Origin of the sequence: Streptomyces sp. NPDC050658, assembly GCF_044457025.1 — a bacterium.
Lineage (GTDB): Bacteria > Actinomycetota > Actinomycetes > Streptomycetales > Streptomycetaceae > Streptomyces.
This window is the reverse complement of sequence record NZ_JBITGM010000002.1, coordinates 367,713-392,485: the sequence shown is the minus strand read 5'-3', so window position 1 is coordinate 392,485 and position 24,773 is coordinate 367,713. Positions and strand designations below refer to the sequence as shown.

At 71.7% G+C, this 24,773-nt stretch carries 23 protein-coding genes; 18 read left to right on the top strand and 5 right to left on the bottom strand.

Translation table 11 applies throughout. The features are described from left to right. Positions 1–29 precede the first annotated feature (29 nt). The 6 genes from hsaA (at position 30) to ACIBKX_RS08670 (ending at position 6,068) form a co-directional block, all read left to right on the top strand. The gene (gene hsaA, locus ACIBKX_RS08695) at positions 30–1,196 is read left to right on the top strand and encodes a 3-hydroxy-9,10-secoandrosta-1,3,5(10)-triene-9,17-dione monooxygenase oxygenase subunit (RefSeq protein ID WP_363277000.1); all 1,167 of its coding nucleotides are present in this window, start codon (positions 30–32) and stop codon (positions 1,194–1,196) included. Further along, on the top strand, positions 1,196–2,077 hold the full coding sequence (gene hsaD / locus ACIBKX_RS08690; RefSeq protein WP_363277001.1) for a 4,5:9,10-diseco-3-hydroxy-5,9,17-trioxoandrosta-1(10),2-diene-4-oate hydrolase: 882 nt from the start codon (positions 1,196–1,198) through the stop codon (positions 2,075–2,077). Before hsaA ends, hsaD begins: the two co-directional genes overlap by 1 nt. An 82-nt stretch (positions 2,078–2,159) precedes the next feature. Next, complete coding sequence (locus tag ACIBKX_RS08685; protein ID WP_363277002.1) at positions 2,160–3,053, top strand: VOC family protein; 894 nt, start codon at positions 2,160–2,162, stop codon at positions 3,051–3,053. Continuing rightward, complete coding sequence (locus ACIBKX_RS08680; RefSeq protein ID WP_363277003.1) at positions 3,041–3,523, top strand: flavin reductase family protein; 483 nt, start codon at positions 3,041–3,043, stop codon at positions 3,521–3,523. Before ACIBKX_RS08685 ends, ACIBKX_RS08680 begins: the two co-directional genes overlap by 13 nt. A gap of 29 nt (positions 3,524–3,552) precedes the next feature. Further along, a complete protein-coding gene (locus ACIBKX_RS08675) occupies positions 3,553–5,238 on the top strand; it encodes an FAD-dependent oxidoreductase (RefSeq protein WP_363277004.1) in 1,686 nt (561 codons plus the stop codon). Between the two features lie 53 nt (positions 5,239–5,291). Next, positions 5,292–6,068 (top strand): SDR family oxidoreductase, encoded by a 777-nt coding sequence (locus ACIBKX_RS08670; RefSeq protein WP_363277005.1) that lies wholly within the window; start codon positions 5,292–5,294, stop codon positions 6,066–6,068. A 22-nt stretch (positions 6,069–6,090) separates the two neighbouring features. Here the strand turns inward: ACIBKX_RS08670 and ACIBKX_RS08665 are convergent, their stop codons facing one another. After that, the gene (locus ACIBKX_RS08665; RefSeq protein ID WP_363277006.1) at positions 6,091–6,906 is read right to left on the bottom strand and encodes a phytanoyl-CoA dioxygenase family protein; all 816 of its coding nucleotides are present in this window, start codon (positions 6,904–6,906) and stop codon (positions 6,091–6,093) included. A gap of 74 nt (positions 6,907–6,980) precedes the next feature. Here ACIBKX_RS08665 and ACIBKX_RS08660 point away from each other — a divergent pair, with 74 nt between their 5' ends. Then, positions 6,981–7,907 (top strand): helix-turn-helix domain-containing protein, encoded by a 927-nt coding sequence (locus ACIBKX_RS08660; protein ID WP_363277008.1) that lies wholly within the window; start codon positions 6,981–6,983, stop codon positions 7,905–7,907. A 17-nt stretch (positions 7,908–7,924) separates the two neighbouring features. On the opposite strand, the gene ACIBKX_RS08655 is transcribed toward ACIBKX_RS08660, so the two are convergent. From ACIBKX_RS08655 to ACIBKX_RS08645, 3 genes are all read right to left on the bottom strand, one after another. After that, the gene (locus ACIBKX_RS08655; RefSeq protein ID WP_363277009.1) at positions 7,925–8,803 is read right to left on the bottom strand and encodes a DUF4436 family protein; all 879 of its coding nucleotides are present in this window, start codon (positions 8,801–8,803) and stop codon (positions 7,925–7,927) included. Positions 8,804–8,836: 33 nt separating this feature from the next. Further along, on the bottom strand, positions 8,837–9,985 hold the full coding sequence (locus ACIBKX_RS08650) for an agmatine deiminase family protein (protein WP_363277010.1): 1,149 nt from the start codon (positions 9,983–9,985) through the stop codon (positions 8,837–8,839). Between the two features lie 214 nt (positions 9,986–10,199). Then, positions 10,200–10,811 (bottom strand): helix-turn-helix domain-containing protein, encoded by a 612-nt coding sequence (locus ACIBKX_RS08645; RefSeq protein WP_363277011.1) that lies wholly within the window; start codon positions 10,809–10,811, stop codon positions 10,200–10,202. A 126-nt stretch (positions 10,812–10,937) separates the two neighbouring features. On the opposite strand from ACIBKX_RS08645, the gene ACIBKX_RS08640 reads away from it, so the two are divergent. From ACIBKX_RS08640 to ACIBKX_RS08590, 11 genes are all read left to right on the top strand, one after another. Continuing rightward, entirely contained in the window at positions 10,938–12,551 is a 1,614-nt protein-coding gene (locus tag ACIBKX_RS08640; protein WP_363277013.1) for a serine/threonine-protein kinase, read from the top strand. A 90-nt stretch (positions 12,552–12,641) separates the two neighbouring features. Then, positions 12,642–13,223, top strand: a complete 582-nt coding sequence (locus ACIBKX_RS08635) for a TetR/AcrR family transcriptional regulator (RefSeq protein WP_363277014.1) — start codon at positions 12,642–12,644, stop codon at positions 13,221–13,223. Between the two features lie 190 nt (positions 13,224–13,413). Further along, positions 13,414–14,127, top strand: a complete 714-nt coding sequence (gene ureA / locus ACIBKX_RS08630; protein ID WP_363277015.1) for an urease subunit gamma — start codon at positions 13,414–13,416, stop codon at positions 14,125–14,127. Beyond that, positions 14,124–15,866: an urease subunit alpha gene (locus ACIBKX_RS08625; protein WP_399375691.1), complete on the top strand. Its 1,743-nt coding sequence runs from the start codon at positions 14,124–14,126 to the stop codon at positions 15,864–15,866. Before ureA ends, ACIBKX_RS08625 begins: the two co-directional genes overlap by 4 nt. Before the next feature lie 96 nt (positions 15,867–15,962). Next, a complete protein-coding gene (locus tag ACIBKX_RS08620) occupies positions 15,963–17,000 on the top strand; it encodes an agmatine deiminase family protein (RefSeq protein WP_363271161.1) in 1,038 nt (345 codons plus the stop codon). 19 nt (positions 17,001–17,019) lie between these two features. Beyond that, on the top strand, positions 17,020–18,681 hold the full coding sequence (locus ACIBKX_RS08615) for an ABC transporter substrate-binding protein (protein ID WP_363271160.1): 1,662 nt from the start codon (positions 17,020–17,022) through the stop codon (positions 18,679–18,681). Continuing rightward, on the top strand, positions 18,678–19,679 hold the full coding sequence (locus ACIBKX_RS08610) for an ABC transporter permease (RefSeq protein ID WP_363271159.1): 1,002 nt from the start codon (positions 18,678–18,680) through the stop codon (positions 19,677–19,679). The genes ACIBKX_RS08615 and ACIBKX_RS08610 overlap by 4 nt, the downstream gene beginning before the upstream one ends. Then, positions 19,676–20,527 (top strand): ABC transporter permease, encoded by an 852-nt coding sequence (locus ACIBKX_RS08605; protein ID WP_363271158.1) that lies wholly within the window; start codon positions 19,676–19,678, stop codon positions 20,525–20,527. Before ACIBKX_RS08610 ends, ACIBKX_RS08605 begins: the two co-directional genes overlap by 4 nt. After that, entirely contained in the window at positions 20,527–21,540 is a 1,014-nt protein-coding gene (locus tag ACIBKX_RS08600) for an ABC transporter ATP-binding protein (protein ID WP_363271157.1), read from the top strand. Before ACIBKX_RS08605 ends, ACIBKX_RS08600 begins: the two co-directional genes overlap by 1 nt. Further along, positions 21,533–22,450, top strand: coding sequence for an ATP-binding cassette domain-containing protein (locus tag ACIBKX_RS08595; RefSeq protein WP_363271156.1), 918 nt, complete (start codon positions 21,533–21,535; stop codon positions 22,448–22,450). The genes ACIBKX_RS08600 and ACIBKX_RS08595 overlap by 8 nt, the downstream gene beginning before the upstream one ends. Positions 22,451–22,541: 91 nt before the next feature. After that, positions 22,542–23,702, top strand: coding sequence for an agmatine deiminase family protein (locus ACIBKX_RS08590; protein WP_363271155.1), 1,161 nt, complete (start codon positions 22,542–22,544; stop codon positions 23,700–23,702). Positions 23,703–23,739: 37 nt separating this feature from the next. Here the strand turns inward: ACIBKX_RS08590 and ACIBKX_RS08585 are convergent, their stop codons facing one another. Then, complete coding sequence (locus ACIBKX_RS08585; protein WP_363271154.1) at positions 23,740–24,699, bottom strand: WYL domain-containing protein; 960 nt, start codon at positions 24,697–24,699, stop codon at positions 23,740–23,742. Between the last annotated feature and the right edge of the window lie 74 nt (positions 24,700–24,773).

The window sequence follows — 24,773 nt, the reverse complement described above, 5'->3', positions numbered from 1 at the left end:
GCCACCACGACCCGAGAGGGGATGGCCCCATGGCCGAAGACGTCCTGGCCGCGATCCGCGACCTCGCCCCCGGCTTCCGCGAGCGCGCCGCCGAGGCCGAGAACCTGCGCCGAGTTCCCGACACCTCCATCAAGGAGCTGGAGGACACCGGCTTCTTCCAGCTCATGCAGCCCACGTCCTTCGGAGGCCGCGCCGCCGACCCGCTGCTCTTCTACCGAGCCGTCAAGGAGATCGCCAAGGCCTGCGGCTCCACCGGCTGGGTCGCCTCGGTGGTCGGCGTGCACCCCTGGCACGTCGCCCTGTACGACCCCCGTGCCCAGCAGGAGGTGTGGGGCAAGGACCCCAAGACCCGCATCGCCTCCTCGTACGCCCCGACCGGCAAGGCGACCCGCGTCGACGGCGGCTTCCGGCTCTCCGGCCGCTGGCACTTCTCCTCCGGCTGCGACCACGCCCGGTGGGCGCTGCTCGGCTGCCTGGTCGCCGACGCCGACGGCAACCCCGTCGACATGCGCACCTTCCTGGTCCCGGACTCCGAGTACCGCGTCGACGACGTGTGGGACACCGTGGGCCTGCGCGGCAGCGGTTCCAACGACATCGTGGTCGAGGACGTGTTCGTCCCCGAGCACCGCGCCCTCAGCTTCGGTCCCGTCACCGCCCTGAAGGTGCCCGGCCACGACCTCAACCACGAGCCGCTGTACCGGCTGCCGTACGCGGGCGTGTTCACGACCACCATCTCGACCCCGATCGTCGGCATCGCCGAGGGCGCCTACGAGTCCTACGTCGACGCCACGACCCGGCGCATCCGCGTCTCGTACGGGCAGAAGGTCGCCGACGACCCCTTCGCGCAGGTGCGCATCGCCCGCGCGGGCAGTGACATCGACGCGGCCTGGCTGCAACTGACGCGGAACATGGGGGAGTTGTACGCCCACGCGCAGCGCGGCGAGGAGCTGCCGACGGAGCTGCGCGCCCGTACCCGCCGCGACCAGGTCCTGGCCACCGAACGGGCCGTGGCCGCCGTGGACCTGCTCATGGAGAACGCCGGCGGCAACGCCATGCGCACCGGACCCAACCCGGTCCAGCGGGCCTGGCGCGACGCGCACACGGGCCGCGGCCACGCCGCGAACGACCCCGAGCGGGCGCTGACCCTCTACGGGCAGGCGGCCCTCGACCTCGACATCAAGGACACGATGTTCTGATGGGAGCTCAGATGACCACCCTCGACTTCGAGTCGACCTCCCGCACCGCCAAGGCCGGCGGCCTCACGCTGCACTACCACGAGGCCGGACCCGCGGACCGCCCCGACGCACCCGTGGTGATCATGCTGCACGGCGGCGGCCCCGGCGCCTCCGCCTGGTCCAACTTCGGCCGCAACCTCCCCGTCTTCGCCGAGCACTTCCGTACGCTCCTGATCGACCAGCCCTGCTTCGGCCGCTCGGACAAGCCGGAGCTCGACAAGGACTACTTCAGCTACAGCGCCGACGCCGTCGCCGCCCTGATGGCCGAACTGGACATCGCCCAGGCGCACTTCATCGGCAACTCGCTCGGCGGCGGCACCTGCGTCCGGATGGCGCTCGACCACCCCGACCAGGTCGGCAAGCTGGTCCTGATGGGCCCCGGCGGAGTCTCCCTGAACCTCTTCGCCCCCGACCCGACCGAGGGCATCAAGCGCCTCTTCGAGTTCAGCGGCTCGCCCGAGCCGACGAAGGAGCAACTCCGCGCGTTCCTGGGCGTCATGGCGTACGACCAGTCCATCGTCACCGACGAACTGGTCGAGGAGCGCTGGGCCTCCGCGACGGACCCCGAGACGCGGCTCGGCAACGCCCGGATGGGGGCGGCCTTCGCCAATCCGGCCTGGCAGCAGGACTGGATGCTGTGGCGCGAGGCCCACCGCATCACCCAGCCCGTGCTGCTCACCTGGGGCCGCGAGGACCGGGTCAACCCGCTCGACGGAGCGCTCGTGGCCCTGAAGACCATCCCGGACGCCCGGCTGCACGTCTTTCCGCACTGCGGGCACTGGGCCCAGGTGGAGCAGGCCGACGAGTTCAACCGCCTGGCCGTGGACTTCTTCTCCCACTGAGCCGCTCCACTGGGCCGCTCCACTGGGCCGAACCACTGAGCCGCTCCACTGAGCCGCACCCCGCACCCCAAGGAGACCGATCATGGACATTCGCTCGCTCGGCTATCTGCGCCTGGAGACCACGAGAATGGACGAGTGGCGTACGTACGCCCTCGACATCCTCGGCATGGTCGAGGCCTCCGGCAGCACCGAGGACACACTCTGCCTGCGGCTCGACGACCGCACCTACCGCATCGTCATCCAGTCGGGCGAGAGCGACCGGCTGCTGGCCGCCGGGTGGGAGGTGGCGAACGCCGCCGCGCTCGCCGAGGCGGCCGGGGAACTGGAGGCGGCCGGTGTCGCCGTCAAGCACGCCGACGCCGGAGAGCTCGCCGAGCGGCGCGTGCGTGACCTGATCCATGTCACGGACCCCGGCGGCAACCCGCTGGAGATCTACTGGGGCCAGGCCCAGGACCACACCGCGCTCGGCCCCCGCTACGGCAACCGCTTCGTCACCGGCGACCTGGGCCTCGGCCACGTCGTGCTGCCGGTGCCGGACGTCGAGGCCGCCCTCGACTTCTACGAGAACCTGCTCGGCTTCCAGCTGCGCGACTCGATGAAGCTGCCGCCGCAGGCCGTCCCGACCGCCGCCGAGCAGCGGGACTTCCACTGGATGCACTTCCTGAGCCCCAACCGCCGCCACCACAGCCTGGGCCTGTATCCGGGGGCGCTGCCGCCCGGCATCGTGCACTTTATGGTCGAACTGGAGACCCTGGACGACGTGGGCCGCGGCCTCGACCGGATGAACGCGGCCGGCATCCCCATCGCCTCCAGCCTCGGCCGGCACACCAACGATCACATGGTGTCCTTCTACGCCCAGGCCCCCGGCGGCTTCCAGGTCGAGTACGGCTGGGACGGCCTCGTCGTCGACCCGGCCACCTGGGTCGCCAAGGAGATCACCGCCGACAGCTTCTGGGGCCACCAGTGGAACGGCTGATCGAACCCGGCGCCTTCCGGGACGTGCTCGGCCGCTTCGCCAGCGGGATCACCGTGGTGGCGGGGCTCGACGACGGCGAACCGGTCGGCTTCGCCTGCCAGTCCTTCGCCTCGCTCTCCCTGGACCCGCCGCTGGTCATGCTGGCCGTCGGCCGTACGTCCACGAGCTGGCCGCGCATCGCGCGGTCCGGCCGGTTCTGTGTGAACATCCTCGCGGCCGAGCAGCGGGACATCTGCAGCGCGCTCGGCCGCAGCGGCACCGACAAGTTCGCCGCCGTCCCCTGGCGGGTCGGCGAGCACGGGAACGTCCGGATCGACGGCGCGCTCGCCGCCATCGACTGCGAGCTGCGCGCGGTGCACGAGGCCGGCGACCACTATCTGGCCACCGCGGAGGTGGTGGCGCTCGACGCCCGTGAGGACGGGCGCCCCCTGCTGTACTTCCGCAGCCGGTACGCGGTGGGGGCCTTCTGATGTCCGCGGACGCCGCTGGGGAGAGCCCGATGGAAGAGCCCTGGGACCACACGTACGACGTGGTGGTGATCGGCTCCGGTGCCGCCGGTCTCGCCGCCGCCATCACCGCCCGGCTGCGCGGCCTGACGGCGCTCGTGGTCGAGAAGACCGACCGCTACGGCGGCTCCACCGCACTGTCCGGCGGCGGCGTCTGGGTGCCGAACAACCTGCACCACGCCGCCGCCGGCCTGGGCGACAGCGCGGAGAAGGCGCGCGCCTATCTCGACGCCACGGTCGGCGACCGGGTGCTGGGCGAGCGCAAGGACGCCTATATCGAACACGGGCCCGCCATGCTGCGGGAGTTCCACGAGAAGACGGACGTCCGGTTCGTCTACGTCCCGGAGTACTCGGACTACTACCCGGAGCGGCCCGGTGGCCTCCCACAGGGACGTTCCATCGAGCCGGACACCTTCGACTTCAAGCGGCTCGCGCCCGAGCAGCGGGCGGGCATGCGCCGCGCGGGCCTGCCCACGTACGGACTCACCATCACCACACGGGACTTCCGCCATCTCAACATGGTCGGCCGCACCTGGAAGGGCAGGCGGACCTCGGTCAAGGTCGGTCTGCGCGCGGTCAGGGATCTCCTGGCCGGCAGGCGGATGCTCTCCCTCGGCGAGGCCCTCGTCGCGCGCATGCGGTACTCGCTCGACCGGCTCGGCGGCGACCTCTGGCTGTCCGCCCCCGTCACCGGCCTGGTGACCGCTGGGGACCGGATCACCGGCGTACGCGTCCTGCGGAAGGACGGCACCGAGATCGCCGTACGCGCCACGGGCGGCGTGATCCTCGCCTCCGGCGGCTTCTCGCACAGCCAACGGCTGCGCGAGAAGCACCTGCCGGCGCCCACCTCCACCGACTGGACCGCGGCGTCCGAGGGACAGACGGGTGACGGGCTCGAACTCGCCGTGGAGGCGGGCGCCGCGACCGACCTCATGGACAAGGTGTGGGGCGGCCCGATGGTCGTCGCCCCCGGCGCCGCGCCCTTCTTCCTCGTCGCCGACCGGGGCATCCCCGGCATGGTGATCGTGAACCAGGCGGGCGAGCGCTACACCAACGAGGCCTGCCCGTACCACGAGTTCGTCGACGCGATGTACGCGAACGACCGGCCCGGCGCCTCCACGGTCCCGTCCTGGCTGATCATGGACGCCTCCGCCAAATCGCGCTACATGATCACAGGACTCTTCCCCGGCCAGCCGTTCCCCAGGCAGTGGCTCAGGAGCGGTTTCGTGAAGAAGGCCGACACCCTGGACGAACTCGCCGCACGGACGGAGCTGCCCGTGTCCCGGCTGCGGGCGACCGTCGACCGGTTCAACGGCTTCGCCCGCTCGGGCCGCGACGAGGACTTCCACCGGGGCGACAGCGCCTACGACCGCTACTACGGCGACCCGACGCTCCCCAACCCCAACCTGGCCCCCCTGACCAAGGGCCCGTTCTACGCCGTGCCCCTGCGCCCCGGAGACATCGGCACCAAGGGCGGCCCGGTCACCGACGCATCGGCGCGGGTCCTGCGCGAGGACGGCACCGTGATCGAGGGCCTGTACGCCTCGGGCAACGTGGCGGCGGCGGTGATGGGGGAGACGTACCCCGGTCCCGGCGCGACGATCGGCCCGGCGATGACGTTCGGCTGGATCGCGGTGAACCACATCGCGGGGGAGACGGGCGATGCCACCGCGCACTGAGCCGACCGCGCAGCACTGAGCCCACCCCGCCCACTCCCATGCAAAGGAGCCCCATGCCCCGCACCCACCTCGTCACCGGAGCGGCCTCCGGCATCGGCAGGGCCACCGCGGACCTCCTCCGCGGCCACGGCCACACCGTGATCGGCGCCGACCTCAAGGGCAGCGACATATCCGCCGACCTGGCGACCGCCGAAGGGCGTGCCGAACTGGTCGCCCGGATACGGGAGTTGACCGGCGGCAGGCTCGACGCCGTGATCGCCTGCGCGGGCATCGCGCACTTCGACCCGCTGACCGTCCGGGTCAACCACTTCGGCGCCGTCGCCACCCTCGAAGGCCTCCGGCCGCTGCTGGCGGCCGGCACCGCACCCCGCGCCCTGGTCGTCGGCTCGGTGGACGCCGTGCACCCGACCGACGACGCCATCGTGGCCGCCGCCCTCGCCGGCGACGAGGACGCGGCCGTGACCGCCGCGCGGGCCGCCGTCGACCGGGGCGAAGGACATCTCGTGTACTCCTCGTCGAAGGCCGCCGTCTCCCGCTGGGTACGGCGCGCCGCCGTCACCGAGGACTGGGCGGGCGCGGGCATCCCGCTCAACGCCGTCGGCCCCGGAGTCGTCCGCACGCCCCTGACCCAACCCCTCCTGGACGACCCCAAGATGCGCGCACTGGTCGAACAGAGCGTCCCGATGCCGCTGCACGGCCATGCCACGCCCGAGCAGGTCGCCCCGCTGATCGCCTGGCTGATCTCCCCGGAGAACACCCTGGTCACCGGGCAGGTCGTGTACGCGGACGGGGGCGCGGACGCGGTCTTGCGGGGGGACCGGGTCTGGTGAGGCGGGGAGCCGGGCGGTCCGGTCAGGTCTCGCCGCAGGGACCACCCCCGCTCGCCGCCGCAATGGTGCGGTCGGAGCCGTCCGGTGCCACCAGCGGGAGGTACCACCGCGCGATCTCCCTGCTGCTCCGCGGCACGTAATGGAAGATCAAGGAGCGGCGGAAGCGGTCGGTCGTGGTGTTCGGGAGCGAGCCGTGCACCAGGCTGCCGTGGAAGAACAGCACGTCGCCCGGGTCCATGGACGTCTGGACTGCCCGCATGCCGTCCGGCGGGCGGACCAGCCCCCTGGTGAAGGACTCCGCCGCGTCGGCCTCCTCCGGGCACACGACCTCCATGGTGTGCGAACCGGGGACGACGGACAGGGCGCCGTTGGCCGCGTCGCAGCCGTCGACGGCGATCCATGCGGCGAGACAGGTCTCGGGGTGCGCGCGCAGGAAGTAGTTGTCCTGGTGCATGGCCTGGCCGCGGGCGGTGGGCGGCTTGAAGTAGAACATCGACTGCGCCCCGTCGGCCGGACCGATCAGCCGCCGTACGACGTCGAGCAGCCGGCCGTCCAGCATGAGACGCCGTGCCAGGCGGCCCACCTCCAGGTCGGTGCGCCGGTGCGGCTGCATGAACCGCGGGTAGCGGGACAGGATGTCGCCCGGCGCCAGCTGGTCGCGGGCGCCGAGCGCCGTACGGTCCTCGCGCACCTGTTCCGTGAAGGCCGCGCGGACGGTGTCCATCTCCTCGGCCGTGAACAGGCCGTTCACCTGGATCACGCCGTCACGGTCGTAGTCGGCGTGATCCGGGCGGGCCGCCTCGCCCACCGCGGCCGGCCGGGGTCGCAGAGTGGTCATGTGCCGATCGTGTCCCGGCCGGGGAGGGGCGGGGAATGGAGCGGGCGGGCGACGGCATGGAGGATCCTGTCGCCATGGCACGAACGGAGCGCGACGCGGACTCCTGGCCGCCGGACGGCCGGGAGGCACGACCGCCGGACGACCGGGACGCACGACCGCCGGACGGCCGGGACGCACAACTGCCGGGCCGCCGGGACGCACAGCCGCCGGAGGTGGACCGTCTGCTGCCCGGCCGCTTCGCCATGGGCGGCGACTACGCGACCCGTCGGCCGCACGGCACCTCGGACTGGCTGCTGATCCTCACCGTCGACGGCAGCGGACGGATCGGCGTCCGGTCGGGGCCGGATCTGGTCGTCGGACGGCACTCGGTGGTGTCCCTCGCGCCCCGGACACCGCACGACTACGGCACGGCCCCTGAAGCCGAGGGCTGGGAACTCCTCTGGGTCCACCTGCACCCGCGCCCGAGCTGGCTGGGGCTGCTGGACTGGCCGCAGGCCGCTCCCGGCGTCCGGCGGCTGGACCTGTCGCCCGAGGTGGCGGGCCGGGTCGCGGCGGCCCTGTCCAGGGCCGTCACGTTCCATCACGGCCGGATGCGCAACGCGGCCCTGTTCGGCATGAACGCCGTGGAGGAGGCGCTGCTCTGGTGCGACATGCAGCGCCCGCACGGCGACCGGCTCGACCCACGGGTCCTCGCGGTCGTGGAACACGTCAGCGCCCGCCTCGACGCACCGCACAGCGTGCCTTCGCTGGCCGCCGTCGCGGGGGTGTCGGCGTCGCGGCTTTCCCGTCTGTTCGCCCGGCACCTCCGCCTCGGCGTGATGGCCTACGTCGAGCAGCAGCGGATCGCGGCCGCCAGAGAACTCCTTGAGGTCTCCTCCTTCGCCGTCGCCCACGTGGCGCAGCGCGTCGGCTACCCGGACCCGCTGTACTTCTCCCGCCGCTTCCGCCGTCTGGTCGGACAGTCACCTACGGAGTACCGCGCCGCGCATGGGGAGAGCTGAGGCCCGCGCCCCGGCCGCTACGCGGGCGGAGGTTCCTCGACCGCCCGTGACGCATCCGCCTCCGCCCGCATCCCCATGACGGCCACGGTGACGAGGGAGAACGCGACGAGCGTCTCGGCCCAGAGGAAGGCGATGTAGTCGAGCAGCGAGCCGATGGGCGGAGCGCCGGGAGCGGTGTTGCGGAAGGCGGCCAGGGCGAAGAGCGTGGCGGCCATCCAGCCGAGCGCGGGCCACGTCAGGCCCTTGCGGCGGCTGACGAGGAACCAGGCGCCGATGAGCACGGAGACGGCCAGCGCCCACATGGCGGCCATCATGAACACCGCGAAGATCAGGACGCTGGTCGAGCGCGCCATGTCGACGGTGAACACCGCGACGTCGTCCACCTCGGACGCGTCGACCACGGCCGAGAACAGCGCGTCGTTGTTGCGCAGCGTCATCCGGACGGGAACGGTCTCGCCGCCCTGGACGGCGCCGAACTCCAGCTCCGTCCCATAGGCGTCGAAGGGGTAGTCCGTGATCGATCCGCCCGTCAGGGTGACGGGCACGTCCACGGTCGCGATCCGGCTGTGCGCCGGGAAGGTGAGGTCGCCGCGGACCGAGGACGACGTCTGCAGGGTGAGGGTCTGCGCCGGTGAGATGCCGCCCGCCTCCGCCAGGCCGCCGCGTGGTGTGACCAGGACCCGCAGGACCAGTTCCCGCCCCGAGGCGTCGACCCGCTGGACCGACGCCTCGATGTCCACCCGGTCGGGGGCCGCGTCGCCCGCGCGGTACCGGGTGTCCAGGTCCTGGCGCTCGCCGAACTGCAGCCAGACCCCGATGGCCGCGGCGGCCCCCACCGCGAGCAGGACGAGGCACGCGAGCAGCAGCCTGCCGCGGTTCGGGGGGAGGCGTCGCATGATCACCGCAGTCGTTCTCGGGGCGGGCCGGGGTCAGTCGACCGGCTTGCCGGGCTGGTCGTGGGTGGAGCAGTGGATGCCGCCGCCACCGGAGGCGATCGTGTCGATCGGGATCTGTACGACGTCGCGCTTGGGGAAGTGCTCCTGGAGGATGCTCTTGGCGCGCTTGTCGGCCTTGCGGTCGCCGAACCTGGGGATGAAGACGGAGTCGTTGGCGACGTAGAAGTTGGCGTACGTGGACACGAAGTCGTCGCCCTCGCCGGTGATCTCGTACAGGTCCGGCTGCGGCAGGTCGATGACCTCGAAGGGGCGGCCCTTGGCGTCCGTCGCCTTGCTCAGCACGGACTTCGCCTGGTCGGCCGCGCGCGACCAGGAGTCGGCGGGCGTGTCGGGGTGCGCCCGGTCCAGGAGCACGACACCGGGCGCGGTGAAGCGGACGAGGCTGTCCACGTGCGCGTCGGTGATGTCCTGGCCGCGTACGCCCTTGAGCCAGATGACCTTCTTGATGCCGAGGGTCTTCTTGAGCTCGTCCTCGATCTGGTCCTTGCTCTTCCCGCGGTTGCGGTTGTCGTTGACGATCGAGCTCTCGGTGATGAGGAGCGTGCCCTCGCCGTCCGTCTCGAAGGAGCCGCCCTCGGCGACCAGCGGCGCCTTCCTGCGCGGGATGTCGTACTCGGCCAGGACGTTGCGGGCCACCTTGCCGTCGTTGGCGTGCTGCTGCTTGTTGCCCCAGCCGTTGAAGTTGAAGTCGACGCCGATGACGTCGCCGTCCTGCTCCACGAAGACCGGCACCGTGTCGCGGGCCCACAGGTCGTCGACGGCCAGCGGGATGACCTCGACGTCACGCCCGCAGGCCTTCTGGGCGGCCTTCTGCTGATCGGGCCGCGCCATCATGACGACGTACTCGTACTCACCGATCGCGCGGGCGATGCCCGCGATGTCCTCGCGTACGTAGCGCAGGTCCTCGCCCCACACCGACTCCAGGGCGGGCCACGACATGAAGGTGCGCGCGTGGCTCTCCCACTCGGCACCCATGCGCAGGCCCTTGGCGTCCGGGTCGCCCCCGGCGCTCGCGGCCTGCGTCAGGTCGTCGGGCCCGCACGCCGAGGCGCCGAGGACGGCGGCGCTGATGCCGGCGAAGGTGCGCAGGGCGGAGCGGCGGGAGGGGAGAAAGGGAGACACGGTGAACTCCGATCACTGTGATGGGGATCAAGCTAGCCGTCTGTGCGGCATGGCGCTCGACGAGCGAGGGCCACAGGGGAGGGCCTGACACGTGAAGGGTGCGGCGCGATGCGGACGGGGCCGCTCGCTCTCTCGCTGACTCGACTCTGACACAAACTGAAAATTCAGTCAAAGATGCCGGTGGTGTGCCCGCCGCGCCCGCGCCGCGCACCGGCTACGCGCGCACGGCACGCCCCAGCTGCGCCAGCTCCACCGTGATCGCCTCGCCCATCAGCTCGCGGGCGTGCGCCAGGGAGAGGACCTCGCTGAGCCACCGCATGCTCAGGCCCTCCAGTGCCGCGGTGAGCCGCTCGGCGGACGCGGTCAGGGCGGCGGCCGGCGCGGCCGCGTGGATGCGCCCGAGGATGTCGGTGAGCTCGCCGACCCAGATCCGGCGGGCCTCGGCCAGCGCGTCCCGCAGCTCCGGGTCGAAGACCGCGGTGGCCCGCAACTCGCCCCACGCCGTACTGTTCTCGCGCACCTCGGGCCGGTCCTGGAACTCCAGGAGCAGGGAGCGCTCCAACTCGCCCCGGGGGTCGGGACAGGGGTCCGTGTCCCCCGCGGTGTAGCGCTCCGCCCGGTCGCTGATGAACTCCATGGTCCGGTGCAGGATGCCCGCGCGATCCTTGAAGTGGTAGTAGACGAGTGCGGTGGAGACACCTGCCTCGTCGGCGATCTCCGACACGCGGAGCCCGCGGACCCCGCGTCGAGCGATGACCCGTGCCGCCGCCTTCAGGATGGCCGTTCTCCGGTCCGCCCCCAACGTCGTCCCCTCCTCGTGTGCCACGGCTGCTCATGTGCCGTGGCTCGGTTCCGTCTCGTACAGTCATATATTGACTGAAACTTCAGTAGGCTGCACGATCGATCTCCGGGTGCCCACGGACGGCCGCCCCTCTCCCCGAAAGAGCCACGCATGTCCACACAGCCTCGGGCGCAGTCCGCCCATGCCCTCCTGTCGCCCGACGATCCCCGCGAGATCGGCGGCTACCGCCTACACGCCCGGCTCGGCGCCGGCGGGATGGGCATCGTCTACCTGGCCCACACGCCGGGCGGGCGGCCCATCGCCCTGAAGGTGGTGCGGGACGAATTCGCCGCCGACCCGGAGTTCCGCCGCCGGTTCGCCGACGAGGTGGCCAGCGCCCGCAGCATCCACGGCCTGTTCACCGCCCAGGTGGTCGACTCGGGCGTGGACGCCCCCACACCGTGGCTGGCCACCGCGTACGTCCCCGGCCCCTCCCTGCAGCAGGTGGTCGAGCGGTACGGCCCGCTGCCGGTGCGCACGGTGCTGCTGCTCGTCGCCGGTGTCGCCGAGGCGCTGCAGGCCATCCACTGGGCGGGCGTCGTGCACCGGGACCTCAAGCCGGCGAACGTACTGCTCGCCGAGGACGGCCCCCGCGTCATCGACTTCGGCATCGCCCGCGCGGCCGACGCCACCGGCCTCACCGGCACCGGCCTGCGGATCGGCACCGCCGCCTACATGGCCCCGGAGCAGGCGACGGGCCAGGCGGTGACCCCGGCGACCGACGTCTTCGCCCTCGGCGCGCTCGCCGCGTACGTGGCCGGGGGAGTGCTCCCCTTCGGCGGCGGACCCGAGTCCGCCGCGCTGTACCGGGTGGTCCACGAGGAGCCGGACCTGTCGATGGTTCCCGCCGATCTGTACCCCCTGCTGCGCCGCTGCCTCGCCAAGCGTCCCGAGGACCGGCCCGCCCCGAGCGAGCTGATCGACGCCGTGCGCGCCCATCCCGCCGTCGGGGCACAGCCGGAGTTCACCGAGGGCTGGCTGCCGTACGACGTCAGCAGCGAGGTCGCGGCGCACGGCGAGCGGGGGCGGGTGCGGCCGGGGCAGGTCCATGCCCAGCCGACGCTCGCGGCGGTGACCGCCACGCCGACTTCCCTCGACACCGGCAATGACGGCACCGATCCGGTGCCGCGCCGCGGCCGCCGGACCAGGCGGCGGCGGTGGGCCGTGGCCCTGTCGGTGGTCTTGGCCCTCGCGGTCGTCGGAGGTGGCGCGTACTACGTACTGGAGCATCGCAAGGGCGCGAACCGCGGTTCCTCGGACGCCTCCGGAGAGGCCAAGACGCCCTCGTCGCGCCCGTCCCGCTCCGCCTCCTCGTCTCCCTCGCCCTCCGCCTCGCCCTCGTCCGATCCCGTGTACGTGCCGGACTACGCGGACGCCGAACTCACCGCCCCCGACCCGGACTACGAGTTCGATCTCACCGCGGGGAAGGTCGTCCCGGCCGAGACCGCCGCCTGGTATCTCGAGGTGGCCGACGGCGAGTTCGTCCTGCCCGACGACAGCGACGCCTTCGTGGCCGCCGGATACGTCCTGAGCCCCGCCGACTGCGTACGCGGCATCGAGACGGAGCCGGTGACGGAACTTCCGTACGAGGACCTGGCAGAGGAGCGCCCCTTCTGCGTCCGGAGCCCGGACGGGAAGAGCGTCGTCATCGTGCGGCTGCTGGAGGCCGTGCCCGGCGAAGGCCCCGTCACGGTCGTCATGAGCCGGCACCACAGAAGTGGCTGACGCGAGGTCGTCCGGCCGCCACGCCATCGCTCTCGGCCACCGGTCGCCCGAGATCACCGGGCCGGGGGCGGCCCGGTAGGGTTCGGACTCATGGCGCCTCGCACTACACAGATCCTCGAAGCGGCCGCACGGCTCATCGCCCGACGCGGGGTCCGCGGCCTGCGCGTCGAAGAACTCGCGGCCGAGGCGGGGGTCTCGACCGGGTTGATCTACTACCACTTCAAGGACCGCACCGGGATCCTGCGCCACACGCTCGAGTTCATCAACGACCGTGCCGAGCGCTACACGACCGGTCAGCTGGAGAGCGCCGAACCGCTGGAGCCGCGCGAGGAGCTGGACCAGATCCTGCTCCTGGAACTGCAGGACACCCCGGAGGTCAGGGAGAACAGCTCCGCCTGGGGCGAGCTGCGGGCCAGCGCCGTCTTCGACGAGGTGCTGCGGGAGGACCTCGCCCGGGCGACCCTGGTGTGGGTGCAGGAGGTGGCGGGCCTCCTCGGCCAGGTCCAGCCGATGACTCCCGCGCCCGCCCTGGCCGCCGCCGGCGAGCGGCTGACCGCGCTGCTCGAAGGGCTCAGCATGCGCTGGCTCAGCGGAGGACTGCAGATCGATCACGCGCGGGATCTGATGCGGGGCGCGATCGACGCGGAGCTGGCGCTGCTGCGGGAGAAGTAGGGCCGTCGCCGCCGGGCGGCCCGCGCCCCTTTGTCCCTTTACTCGCGGTCTCCTCTGTTCATTTGCTCGTGGTCTCCTCATGTCACAGCTCTTGACTGAAAATTCAGTCAGTGCCACAGTGATTTTGCTGCCCGCCTCCGAAAGTCGAGGCCTGGGCCCTGCTGAACCTCCCGGAGCGAGGAATGAACCCATGCCTCTGACCCCCACCGAACGTGACCGACTGCTGCTGTTCACCGCCGCCGAGCTGGCGCGGGCCCGGCATGCGCGGGGACTCCGGCTCAATGTCCCGGAAGCCACCGCGCTGATAGCGGACACCGTCTGCGAGGCGGCGCGGGACGGCGTGCGGCTCGCCGAAGCCGTCGAGCGCGGCCGGACCGTCCTCGGTCCCGACGACGTCCTGCCGGGCGTCGCCGACGTGCTCACCGAGATCCAGGTCGAGGCCGTCTTCGACGACGGCACACGGCTCGCCGCCGTCAGCGACCCGTTCGGCGAATGGTCCAGGAGCGACGACGCGCCCGGCGCCGTACTCCCGCTGTCCGAGACCGCCGCGACCCCCGAACCGGTCGTGACGCTGACCGTGCGCAACACCGCCGCCGTGCCGGTCAGCGTCACGTCCCACTTCCACTTCTTCGAGGCCAACCCCCGGCTCGACTTCGACCGGGCCGCCGCGTACGGCATGCGCCTCGCGGTACCCACCGGCTCGTCCACCCGCTTCGGCGCGGGCGAGACCGTCCAGGTCGGGCTGCTGCCGATCGGCGGCGCCCGGATCGCGATCGGCTTCGCGGGCCTCGTGGACGGACCGCTGGACGCGCCGGGCGCACGGCAGGCGGCCCTGCACAAGGCGGCGGCCTGCGGCTACTTGGGTGCCACGCCCGTCCGTGAGCCGGAAGGAGCGACGGCATGAGCAGGCCCGCGACACACCTCCGGCACAGCGATCACTGCGCGCCGGGCAGCCGGCACATCGACGCGCAGGAGTACGCCACGGTGCACGGCCCACGTGCCGGGGACCGCGTCCGGCTCGGCGACTCGGGGCTCACGGTCCGGGTGGAGTCGGATTCTCAGGCGTACGGCGACGAGTTCCTGGCCGGCTTCGGCAAGACGGCCCGCGACGGGCTGCACCTGAAGGCCGCCGCGGTCCGCGAGACCTGTGATGTCGTGATCAGCAACGTCCTGGTCATCGACGCGGTGCAGGGCATCCGCAAGGTGTCCATCGGCATCCGGGAAGGCCGCATCCATGCGATCGGGCGGGCCGGTAACCCGGACACGCTCGATGGGGTCGACGTCGTGGTCGGCACCGGCACGACGATCGTCTCCGGCGAGGGGCTCATCGCGACCGCAGGCGCCATCGACACCCACGTCCATCTGCTGTCGCCGCGGATCATGGAGGCCTCGCTGGCCTCCGGTGTCACCACGATCATCGGCCAGGAGATCGGACCGAGCTGGGGTGTCGGGGTCAACTCGCCCTGGGCGCTGAAGCTCGGGTTCAACGCCTTCGACGCCTGGCCCGTCAACATCGGCTTCCTGGGCCGGGGTTCGTCCTCGGACTCCGCACCCCTCGTCGAGGCGCTCGCCGATGGCGGGGCCTGCGGCTTCAAGGTGCACGAGGATCTCGGCGCGCACACGCGGGCGTTGGATACCGCGCTGCGGGTGGCCGAGGAGCATGACGTCCAAGTCGCGCTGCACAGCGACGGGTTGAACGAGTGCCTGTCGGTCGAGGACACCCTGAAGGTGCTGGAGGGGCGGACGATTCACGCCTTCCACATCGAGGGGTGTGGTGGTGGGCACGTACCGAACGTGTTGAAGATGGCGGGTGTCCCGAACGTCATCGGGTCTTCCACGAACCCGACGCTTCCCTTCGGGCGTGATGCCGTCGCCGAGCATTACGGGATGATCGTCTCGGTCCACGACCTGAAGACGGACCTGCCGGGCGACGCCGCGATGGCGCGGGACCGCATCCGTGCCGGGACGATGGGCGCGGAGGACGTGCTGCATGACCTGGGCGCCATCGGCATCACCTCATCGGACGCGCAGGGCATGGGGCGGGCCGGTGAGACCGTACGCCGTACCTTCGCCATGGCCGGGAAGATGAAGGCCGAGCTGGGTCCGATGGACGGTGATGGCCCGGACGACGACAACGCGCGTGTCCTGCGCTACATCGCCAAGCTGACCATCAACCCCGCCATCGCGCACGGCCTGGCCTACGAGGTCGGCTCCATCGAGGTCGGCAAGATGGCGGACATCGTGCTCTGGCGGCCGCCCTTCTTCGGTGCCAAGCCGCAGATGGTCCTCAAGTCCGGCTTTCCCGCCTACGGGGTCACCGGGGATCCCAATGCCGCCACCGACAGCTGCGAACCCCTCGTCCTGGGCCCGCTGTTCGGCGCTCACGGCGCGACCCCCGCCGAAATCTCCGTGGCATTTGTCGCCCAGGCCGCCGTCGACCAGGGCAACGACACGATGACCACCCGTCGGCGCCGCGTCGCCGTGCGCGGAACGCGCGGCATCGGCCCCGCCGACATGGTCGGCAACACCCGCCTCGGGGACGTCCAGGTCGACGCGGGGACCGGCCTGGTCACGCTCGACGGGGCGCCCCTGCGCTCCGAACCCGCGCAGGAAGTCTCCCTGAACCGCCTGTACTTCTTGTGACCCTTCTTCTGATTCTTCTTTTGGCGTGAGACCTGACTGAATCTTCAGTCACAATCTGTTCCCTGTCGTCCCCTCCAGCACGAAGAGAGACACCTCATGACCGAGTTCCGTATGCCCGCCGAATGGTCCGAGCACGAGGGCTGTCTGATGGCCTGGCCCACCCGCGTGGACCTGTGGGAGAGCGTGCTCGACCAAGTCAAGGGAGAGTACGCCCGAGTCGCCCGCGCCATCGCGGAGTTCGAGCCGGTCACCATGGTCGCCCCGCCCGGGCACGGCGACGACGCCCGCAGCTGGTGCGGTGACGAGGTCAACGTCGTCGAACTGCCCCTGGACGACTCGTGGTTCCGCGACAGCGCCCCGCTGTTCGTGCTCGACGGGGACGGCAACCGCGCCGGCGTCGACTTCCGCTTCAACGCCTGGGGCGCAAAGCACCACCCGTACGACGCCGACGACCGCGTCAGCGCCCTCCTGATCGACCGTCTCGGCGGCGAGCGCATCCCCTCCGACATGATCCTGGAGGGCGGTTCGATCACCGTCGACGGCGAGGGCACGCTGATCACCACCGAGCAGTGTCTGCTCCACCCGAACCGCAATCCGGGCATGAGCCGGGACGAGATCGAGGCCGAGCTGAAGGCGCGGCTCGGTGTCACCAAGGTCGTCTGGCTGCCGTACGGCGGGCTGCTCGACACCGAGACGGACGGGCACGTCGACGGGGTCTGCGCGTTCGCCGCCCCCGGCAAGGTCGTCGTGTCGCTGCCCGATGACCCGGCACACCCCGACTACGCCCGCATGCGCGCCAATCGCGCGGTGCTTGAGGTGACCACCGACGCCAAGGGGCGGCCGCTGGAGATCGTGGACGTTCCCCAGACCGCGTACGCCGATGTGGCGGGCGCCGCGGTCGAGGTGTCGTACCTCAACTACTACATCGCCAACGGGGGTGTGGTCGTCCCGGTCGCCGGGGCGCCCGAGGACGACGAGGCCCTCGCGGTGATCGCGGCGGCGCACCCCGGCCGCAAGGTCGTCGGCGTGCGGGCGGCGGCCATCGCGTACGGAGGCGGGGGCGTGCACTGCATCACCCAGCAGATTCCCGCGACCGCCCCAGCGACCGTGACCGCGATCCGTCCCACGGCCTGACGAGCCGGTGAGCGTCCCCATGACCACTACAGACGCGCGGCCCACCGAGCGGCGCAGTCAGCGCCAGCGGTTCGCCGCCGGGACGGCCATGACCGCCGTCCTGGCCTCGTTCGCCATGCTGGCCGCCTGCGCGGGGCCGCCGAGGAACGCCTCCGGCATCCCCTTCGCCCTGTCCGCCTCCACTCCCCGGGCCAAGGGCGAGATCGACTCCTTCACCTGGGCCCTGTACGCCGAACCGCCCACGCTCGACTACACGGTGGCGTTCGACTACCCGCAGAACATGGTCCTCTCCAACGTGTGCGAGAGCCTCATGCGCTGGACCCCGAAGCTCACCACCGAGCCGGGCCTCGCCCGCAGGGCGTCGCATCCCGACGCCACCACCTGGGTCTACGACCTGCGCAGGGGCGTGCGCTTCCACAACGGCGGGACGATGACCGCCGACGACGTGGTCCACAGCCTGAACCGGCAGCGGGACCCCGACAACGCCGCCGCGTGGGCGCAGGTCTTCCAGAACGTCACCTCCGTACGGAAGACCGGCGCGCTCCAGGTCACCGTCAAGCTCAAGAAGCCCGACTCGCAGTTCCCCCAGTACATGGCGAGCGCCGCCGGGGTGGTCGCCTCCAAGTCCGGTGTCGAGGCGGCGGGCAAGGACTACGGCACCTCCGGCGGTCTCGCCTGCACCGGACCGTTCAAACTCGGCGCCTGGCACAAGGGCCAGTCGATCGAGCTGGACCGCTTCGGCGGCTACTGGGGGCGCAGGGCCAAGTCCGGCAAGGTCGTCTTCCGGTTCCTGCCCGACGCTTCGGCACGGACCAACGCCCTGCTGAGCGGGGAGGCCGACGGCAGCTATCTGATCCCGACCGAGAGTTACGCCAGGCTGCGCGGCAGCGGCGTCGGCAAGCTGTACTTCGGCGAGGGCCTGAGCACCGTCAACGTCAGCATCACGAACATGCGGGGCCCGCTCGGCGACCTCCGCGTCCGCAAGGCGCTCTCCCTGGCGCTCGACCGCTCCGGCTTCGTCCAGGTCGGCCTCGGCGGCGGTGGCACCCCCACCGGCTCGCTCACCACCCGGGCCGCCTGGGCGGACGCGTCGGAGCAGACCAGGAAGCGGGCCTTCGCGGGCCTCAAGCCCGGCGCCCCCGACATCGCGCGGGCCAAGAAGCTGGTCAAGGAGGCCGGCGCCACCGGCAAGACGCTGACCATCGCCACCAGTTCCATCGGGCAGGACGTCTCGCTCCTCGCCACCGCCGTGCAGGACGCGGGAACCCGGATCGGCCTCGACATCCGCCTCAAGTCCATCGCGCCCAACGCGTTCACGGCGCTGTTCACCGACCCCGGCGCGCGCAAGGGGATCGACATGTTCCCGCTCACCTACTACGACTCGATCACCGATCCGCTCGATCTGCTCACGAACTTCAAGTCCGGCGCCTATCTCAACTTCGCGGGCCACAGCGACAAGAAGTACGACGAGCTGGTCGACCGTGCCACCGCCGTCGACGACCCGGAGCGCCGCCTGAAGATCGAGGCGGACATCCACCGGCGTGCCGCGCGGCAACTGCTGTGGATCCCCGTCGCCGAATGGCCCACCGCCGTGTTCCTCAACAAGCGGATCACGGGCGCCCCGACGACCATCTCGTACATGTACCACCCGTGGGCCGCCGATGTGGGGGCCGCGAAATGACCTTCGTGAAAAGCCGGTTGAGCGTCTTCAGACGCCACGCGAACTTCATCAGATTCGCGGTGCGGCGTGTGGCCGAGATGGCCGCCACCCTGTTCGTGGCGTCGTTCGTCGTCTTCGGCGCGATGTATCTGGCGCCGGGCAGTCCCGCGAGCTTCCTGCTCTCGGGCCGCTCGGCCTCGCCGGAGGCCATCGCGGCGATCAACTCCCAGTACCACCTGGACGATCCGTTCGCCGTCCGCTATTTCGCCTGGCTCGGCAATGTCCTGCAGGGCGACTTCGGGCGGTCCATCACCTACCGCACCGACGTGTCCCGCCTGCTGGCCGACCGGCTGCCCACCACGCTGCTGCTGATCACGATGGCGCTGGCCGTCGTCGTCATCGCCGGTCTGCTCCTGGGCAGGCTCGCCGCCGTGCGCGGCGGGCGCACCGACTCCGCCGTCCTGGTCGCCACGACGTTCGCCGTCGGCACCCCCTCGTTCGTCGCGGCCGTCCTGCTGCAAGGGCTCTTCGCCGTACGACTGGGCTGGTTCCCCAGCGGCGGCGCGGGCGACGGCTTCGTCGACATGGTCTGGCATCTGACCCTGCCCGCGATCGCGCTCGCCCTCTATCTGATCGGCATGCTGGCCCGCGTCACCCGCTCGGCCATGCTGGAGGCGCTCGACAGCGAGCATGTCACCGTGGCCCGCAGCAGGGGCGTACCCGAACGCCAGGTCATCCGCCGCCATGTGTTCCGCAACTCCCTCGGCACGGTCCTCACCACCGGCGGACTCGTGATCTCCACGCTCCTGGTCTGCACGATCCTCGTCGAGACCGCCTTCAGCGTCGGCGGCATCGGCCAGCTCCTCGAACTGTCCACCACCACCAAGGACTTCCCGACCGTCCAGGCCATCTCCCTCATCATCGTCGCCCTGTTCATGGCCGTGAACCTCCTCGTCGACCTGCTCCTTCCGCTGGTCGACCCGCGGATCACACTCGGCTCAAGGGGGTCCGCCGCATGACCGCCGTCCTCACCCGCCGCCCCGGCCTGTCCAGGATCAAGGCCGTCGGCTCTCCGCTCCATCTCGTCTGCCTCGGCCTCGTCGGGATCGTCGTCGTCGCCGCGCTGATCGCCCCCTGGGTGGCGCCGCACGACCCCAACGCCGTCGACCTGGGCGGCGCGCTCGCCGGACCCTCCGCCGAGCATCCGCTCGGGGTGGACGCCGCGGGCCGTGACACCTTCTCCCGGCTGCTCCTCGGCGCCCGCACCTCACTGCTCGGCCCGCTCGGCGTGGTCGTCTTCTCCACGCTCGCCGGAGTGGCCGTCGGCACGGCCGCGGCCTGGCGGGGCGGCTGGCTGGACTCCGTGCTCTCCCGCAGCACCGAACTGGTCTTCGCCTTCCCCGGCCTGCTCCTCGCGATCCTCATCATCTCCGTGTACGGCGAAGGACTGCTCGCCCCGGTCATCGCCCTCGCCGTCGCCTACCTCCCCTACGTCAGCCGGCTCACCCGCTCACTCGTCCTCGCCGAACGCGAACGCCCCTATGTCAGCGCCTACTTGGTGCAGGGCCACTCGGCGCTCCAGATCTGTCTGCGGCACGTCCTGCCCAACATCGCCCCGGTCGTCCTCGCCCAGGCCACCATCAACTTCGGCTACGCGCTGATGGATCTGGCGGGCCTGTCGTTCCTCGGGCTCGGCGTGCCGCCGCTCACGCCCGACTGGGGCCGCATGGTCTTCGACGGGCAGACGGCCGTCCAGCACGGCTATCCGCTCTCCGCGGTCCTGCCGTGCGTCCTCATCGTGCTGACCGTCGTCGCGTTCAACGTGGTCGGCGAGCGGTGGGCCGACCGTGTCGCAAGGAGGGCCTGATGAGACCGACACATCCATGTGACTCGGCCGAGAACGCGCTCGACATCCGAGGGCTGCGGATCACACTTTCCACAACGGGCGCCGTACGGCCGGTACTTGACGGTGTCGACCTGACCGTCGCCGCGGGCGAGACCGTCGCCCTCGTCGGCGAGTCAGGATCCGGGAAGACCCTCACCTCGCGCAGCGCCCTGGGGCTGCTGCCGGCCGGCGCGCGCGCCGAGGGCCGGGTCTGCGTCGGCGGCGACGACGTCCTCGCCATGGACGCCGGGCGGCTGCGCGCCCTGCGGACCGGAACCGTCGCCATGATCTTCCAGGACCCGCGCGCCGCCATCAATCCGCTGCGCCGCATCGGCGACTTCCTCACCGAGGGCGTCGTACTGACCCGCGCGATGACCCAGGACGACGCGAGCGCCCGCGCGACCGAACTCCTCCACGAGGTGGGCGTGGACGCGTCCGTGCTCCGGAAGTATCCGAGCCAGGTCTCCGGCGGCATGCTCCAGCGCGTCATGATCGCCGCCGCGCTGATGGGCGATCCGTCCCTGCTGCTCGCCGACGAACCGACCACGGCACTCGACGTCACCACCCAGGCGGAGGTCGTCGCGCTCCTCGGCAGGCTCCAACAGCGGTTCGGGACAGGGCTGTTGTTCGTCACGCACGACCTCGACCTGGCCGCGGCGATCAGCGATCGCGTGTACGTCATGTACGCCGGACGCATCGCCGAGAGCGGCCCCGCGCACGCGCTGTTCAGGCACCCCCGGCACCCCTACACGGCAGCCCTGCTCGCCTCGACCCCGCGCCTGGACGCGCCCGCCGGACGGCTCGCCGCCATCGACGGCCAACCCCCGGACCTCCGTACGGAGTTGACGGGCTGTCCGTTCGCCGCGCGCTGCCTGCTGGCCACGGAGGTGTGCGACGAGCGGGCGCCCGAACCGCGCCAGGACCCGGACCTGCCGGATCACCGGGCCGCCTGCCACCACACCGACCGGCTCGAAAGGAGATCCGCCGATGTCTGAGCCCCGGTCCGAGCCTTCGTCCGTGCCGGAGTCCGAGCCTTCGTTCGTGCCGGAGTCCGAGCCTTCGCCCGAGCCCGAGCCCGAGCCCGAGCCCGCGCCCGAGTCCGGGCGGGAGCCGGAGCACGCCCTCCAGGTCGTCGGCCTCAGCCGCGCCTTCGGCGCCGTACGCGCCGTGGACGGTGTGTCCTTCGTGCTGCCGCGGGGCGGGTCCCTCGGCATCGTCGGCGAATCAGGGTCCGGGAAGACCACCACCGCCCGCATCGTCGTGGGCCTCGAACAGGCCGACTCCGGCGAGGTGATCGTGGGCGGCACGCGCAGGCCCGCGACGGTCCGCGGGCGCGCCCGGCGGCTCGCCCGTGCCCGCGAGGTGCAGATGGTCTTCCAGGACCCGTATCTCTCCCTCGACCCGCGCACGAGCGTCGAGTCGGTGCTCCGCGAGACCCTGCGCCTGCACTTCCCCGGCCGGGACCACGCACCGCGGGTACGGGAACTCCTGGACCAGGTGGGCCTCGGCACCCGCGCCGCCGACGCGCGGCCGGGGCAGCTCTCGGGCGGCCAGCGGCAACGGGTCGCGATCGCGCGGGCCCTCGCCGTGGAGCCCGCCGTCCTCGTCCTCGACGAGGCGGTCGCCGCGCTCGACGTGTCCGTGCAGGCCCAGATCCTCAATCTGCTCGCCGAGATCCGCGAAGAGACCGCGATCGGCTACCTCTTCATCACCCACGACCTCGGCGTGGTCCGCTCCGTCACCGACGACGTCATCGTCATGCGGCACGGCCGCGTCGTCGAGGCAGGCGCCACCGCCGATGTGCTCGGCGAGCCCCGGCACCCCTACACGCGGCTGCTCATGGACTCCGTGCCGCGCCCCGGCTGGGACCCGGTGCGGATCTCGGCGGCACGCCGCGCGCTGTGACCGCACGGTTCCCCGCAGCTCCCTGCGCGACTCCCTGCGCACTTCCCCTTCCCTCCGCTCCCTTCGCGTACGAGACATCAGGAGGCACCACGTGAACGAACTCCCCACCGGCCCGACCGCACGGCATGCCCGCCCCAACCGGCGGCGCTTCCTGGCCGCCGCCGGGCTGACCGCCGCGGGCGCGGCCCTGGCCGTCACCCAGAGCAGGGCCGGCGCCGAGCCGAGCCGCAAGCGGGCGGCGGCGGGCTCCTTCCGCGTCCCCGTCGAGGACGTACGCCACACCCGCACCTGGATGGCCTGGCCCGACTCCACCGTGATCTGGAACGGCGGGGCGCTCGGCGGCATCCAGGCCGACATCGCGCTGATAGCCCGGACGATCGCCAAGTACGAACCGGTCTTCATCTGCGCCAACCCCGAGAGCGCGGCCAAGGCCCGGTCGATGTGCGGGTCCGCGGTCACCGTCGTCAGCTCGATCCCGGTGGACGACTGCTGGGCGCGTGACACGGGCCCGGTCTTCCGCACGGACGGCGCCGGCGGACTCGACGCGGTCGGCCTCAACTTCAACGGCTGGGGCGACAAGCAGACCCACGGCAAGGACGCGCGGGTCGCCGAACGCATCGCCGCCCATGTGGAGGTGCCCTTCACCCGAGCGGACTTCGTGGGCGAGGGCGGTGCCATCGAACAGGACGGCGCGGGAACCCTGATGGCGACGCGCAGCAGCCTGCTCAACGAGAACCGGAACCCCGGTATGGCGGAGGGCAGGCTGGAGGCGGCGATGCGTGACGCGTACGGCGCGTCCAAGGTCATCTGGTTCGACGGCGTGTACGGGCAGGACATCACCGACGACCACGTCGACGCCACGTCACGCTTCCTCTCCGAAGGGGAGGCCCTCGTCCAGCTGCCGCTCGCCTCGGACGACGACGCGTACGCCAAGGACGCCCGCGAGCAGCACCGGATCCTCACCGAGTCGACGACCGCCGGCGGCGGGGCGATGGACGTGATGAAGCTCCAGGGGCCGGACTACGAGAAGATCCGCTCCACCGACCCGGACTTCCTGGCCTCCTACGCGAACTTCTACCTCTGCAACGACGCGGTCATCTGCGCCCACTTCGGCGACGAGGCCGCGGACGCGGCGGCGAAGTCCACCCTGGCCCGGCTCTACCCCGACCGCACCATCGAGCAGTTGGACATCGACCGCCTCGGCACGGGAGGCGGCGGCATCCACTGCGTCACCCAGCAGCAGCCCGTGTAGGAAGCATGCGACATGCGGCGGGTCGCCGGCGGCGCCGTCAGGTCCGCTCCGCCACCGCCGCGGCGAACCGCTCCGCCAGTGCCGCCACGGCCGCGCGGAGTTCCGGGCCGCCCTCGACGCGGAACGCGAACGGCAGCCGGGCCAGCCACTTCTGAACGTACATGTCCGGATCGCCGGTGGTGCCGATGAGCACACACCCGGCCTCCCATGGCTCAAGTCGCCCCATGGGAGGCCGGATCCAGGGGGCCACATCGGCCGGGGGAGCGTCGAACACGACACGGGTGGGGAACTCCCACCCAAGGCCGAAGCTCTCCTCCAGCGCCGCCACCGGGTCGAGGTCCTCGGGCGGTTCGAACGCGTCCGTCAGCTGCGACACCGCGCGGACCCGGTCGATCCGGAACGTGTGCACCGCGTCCGCGCGGTGGGAGTGGCCCAGCAGATACCAGCGCCCCTGGCGGACGACGACGGCCCAGGGGTCCACCTCGGCCTCCCATTCGTTCCCGGCCTCGCTCCGGTACGCCAGCAGTACGCGCCGCCGGTTCGCGGCGGCGGCCACGAGTGCGCCGGTCAGGGCGGGGTCGGGGCGGGCCGCCTGCGGGTCGGGAGCGGCGGAGGCGTGGTCGCGCAGTACGGCCGCCTCCCTGCCGATGTTCTCCGGCAGCACCTTGATGACCTTGCCGAGGGCGGCACCCACCAGGTCGTCGGCGTCCGCCGCCCCGGGCTGCCCGTCGAGCACCGCCATGACCAGGCCGAGCGCCTCGGCGAGCGTGAAGTGCACCGGGGGCCGCGTCCCGCGCCGCACCCAGTAGCCGCCGTGCGGCCCCCGCACCGAATCGACCGGAATCCCGGCCTCGCGGAGGATCTCGACGTACCGGCGCGCGGCCCGCTCCGTGACGTCGAGACGCCGGGCGAGTTCGCCCGCCGTCGTGCCGGGGCGGGTCTGGAGGATCTCGAGCGTGCGCAGGGCCCGCGCGGTAGGGCTGAGCTCGTTCGCCATCCGGGCAGGTTACGGAGCCGCCGGATGAACCGGAAGTAGATTGTCCGGAACTCCTCCTACTCTCGGCCGTGCGG

Bases quoted from the DNA above. Each gene is read 5' to 3' on its own strand.
- ACIBKX_RS08685 (WP_363277002.1), top strand. From the start codon at position 2,160: ATGGACATTCGCTCGCTCGGCTATCTGCGCCTGGAGACCACGAGAATG.
- ACIBKX_RS08625 (WP_399375691.1), top strand. From the start codon at position 14,124: ATGAGCAGGCCCGCGACACACCTCCGGCACAGCGATCACTGCGCGCCG.
- hsaD (WP_363277001.1), top strand. From the start codon at position 1,196: ATGGGAGCTCAGATGACCACCCTCGACTTCGAGTCGACCTCCCGCACC.
- ACIBKX_RS08665 (WP_363277006.1), bottom strand. From the start codon at position 6,906: ATGACCACTCTGCGACCCCGGCCGGCCGCGGTGGGCGAGGCGGCCCGC.
- ACIBKX_RS08620 (WP_363271161.1), top strand. From the start codon at position 15,963: ATGACCGAGTTCCGTATGCCCGCCGAATGGTCCGAGCACGAGGGCTGT.
- ACIBKX_RS08660 (WP_363277008.1), top strand. From the start codon at position 6,981: ATGGCACGAACGGAGCGCGACGCGGACTCCTGGCCGCCGGACGGCCGG.
- ACIBKX_RS08655 (WP_363277009.1), bottom strand. From the start codon at position 8,803: ATGCGACGCCTCCCCCCGAACCGCGGCAGGCTGCTGCTCGCGTGCCTC.
- ACIBKX_RS08670 (WP_363277005.1), top strand. From the start codon at position 5,292: ATGCCCCGCACCCACCTCGTCACCGGAGCGGCCTCCGGCATCGGCAGG.
- ACIBKX_RS08595 (WP_363271156.1), top strand. From the start codon at position 21,533: ATGTCTGAGCCCCGGTCCGAGCCTTCGTCCGTGCCGGAGTCCGAGCCT.
- ACIBKX_RS08605 (WP_363271158.1), top strand. From the start codon at position 19,676: ATGACCGCCGTCCTCACCCGCCGCCCCGGCCTGTCCAGGATCAAGGCC.
- ACIBKX_RS08600 (WP_363271157.1), top strand. From the start codon at position 20,527: ATGAGACCGACACATCCATGTGACTCGGCCGAGAACGCGCTCGACATC.
- ACIBKX_RS08585 (WP_363271154.1), bottom strand. From the start codon at position 24,699: ATGGCGAACGAGCTCAGCCCTACCGCGCGGGCCCTGCGCACGCTCGAG.
- ACIBKX_RS08635 (WP_363277014.1), top strand. From the start codon at position 12,642: ATGGCGCCTCGCACTACACAGATCCTCGAAGCGGCCGCACGGCTCATC.
- ACIBKX_RS08640 (WP_363277013.1), top strand. From the start codon at position 10,938: ATGTCCACACAGCCTCGGGCGCAGTCCGCCCATGCCCTCCTGTCGCCC.
- ACIBKX_RS08610 (WP_363271159.1), top strand. From the start codon at position 18,678: ATGACCTTCGTGAAAAGCCGGTTGAGCGTCTTCAGACGCCACGCGAAC.
- ACIBKX_RS08675 (WP_363277004.1), top strand. From the start codon at position 3,553: ATGGAAGAGCCCTGGGACCACACGTACGACGTGGTGGTGATCGGCTCC.
- hsaA (WP_363277000.1), top strand. From the start codon at position 30: ATGGCCGAAGACGTCCTGGCCGCGATCCGCGACCTCGCCCCCGGCTTC.
- ACIBKX_RS08615 (WP_363271160.1), top strand. From the start codon at position 17,020: ATGACCACTACAGACGCGCGGCCCACCGAGCGGCGCAGTCAGCGCCAG.
- ureA (WP_363277015.1), top strand. From the start codon at position 13,414: ATGCCTCTGACCCCCACCGAACGTGACCGACTGCTGCTGTTCACCGCC.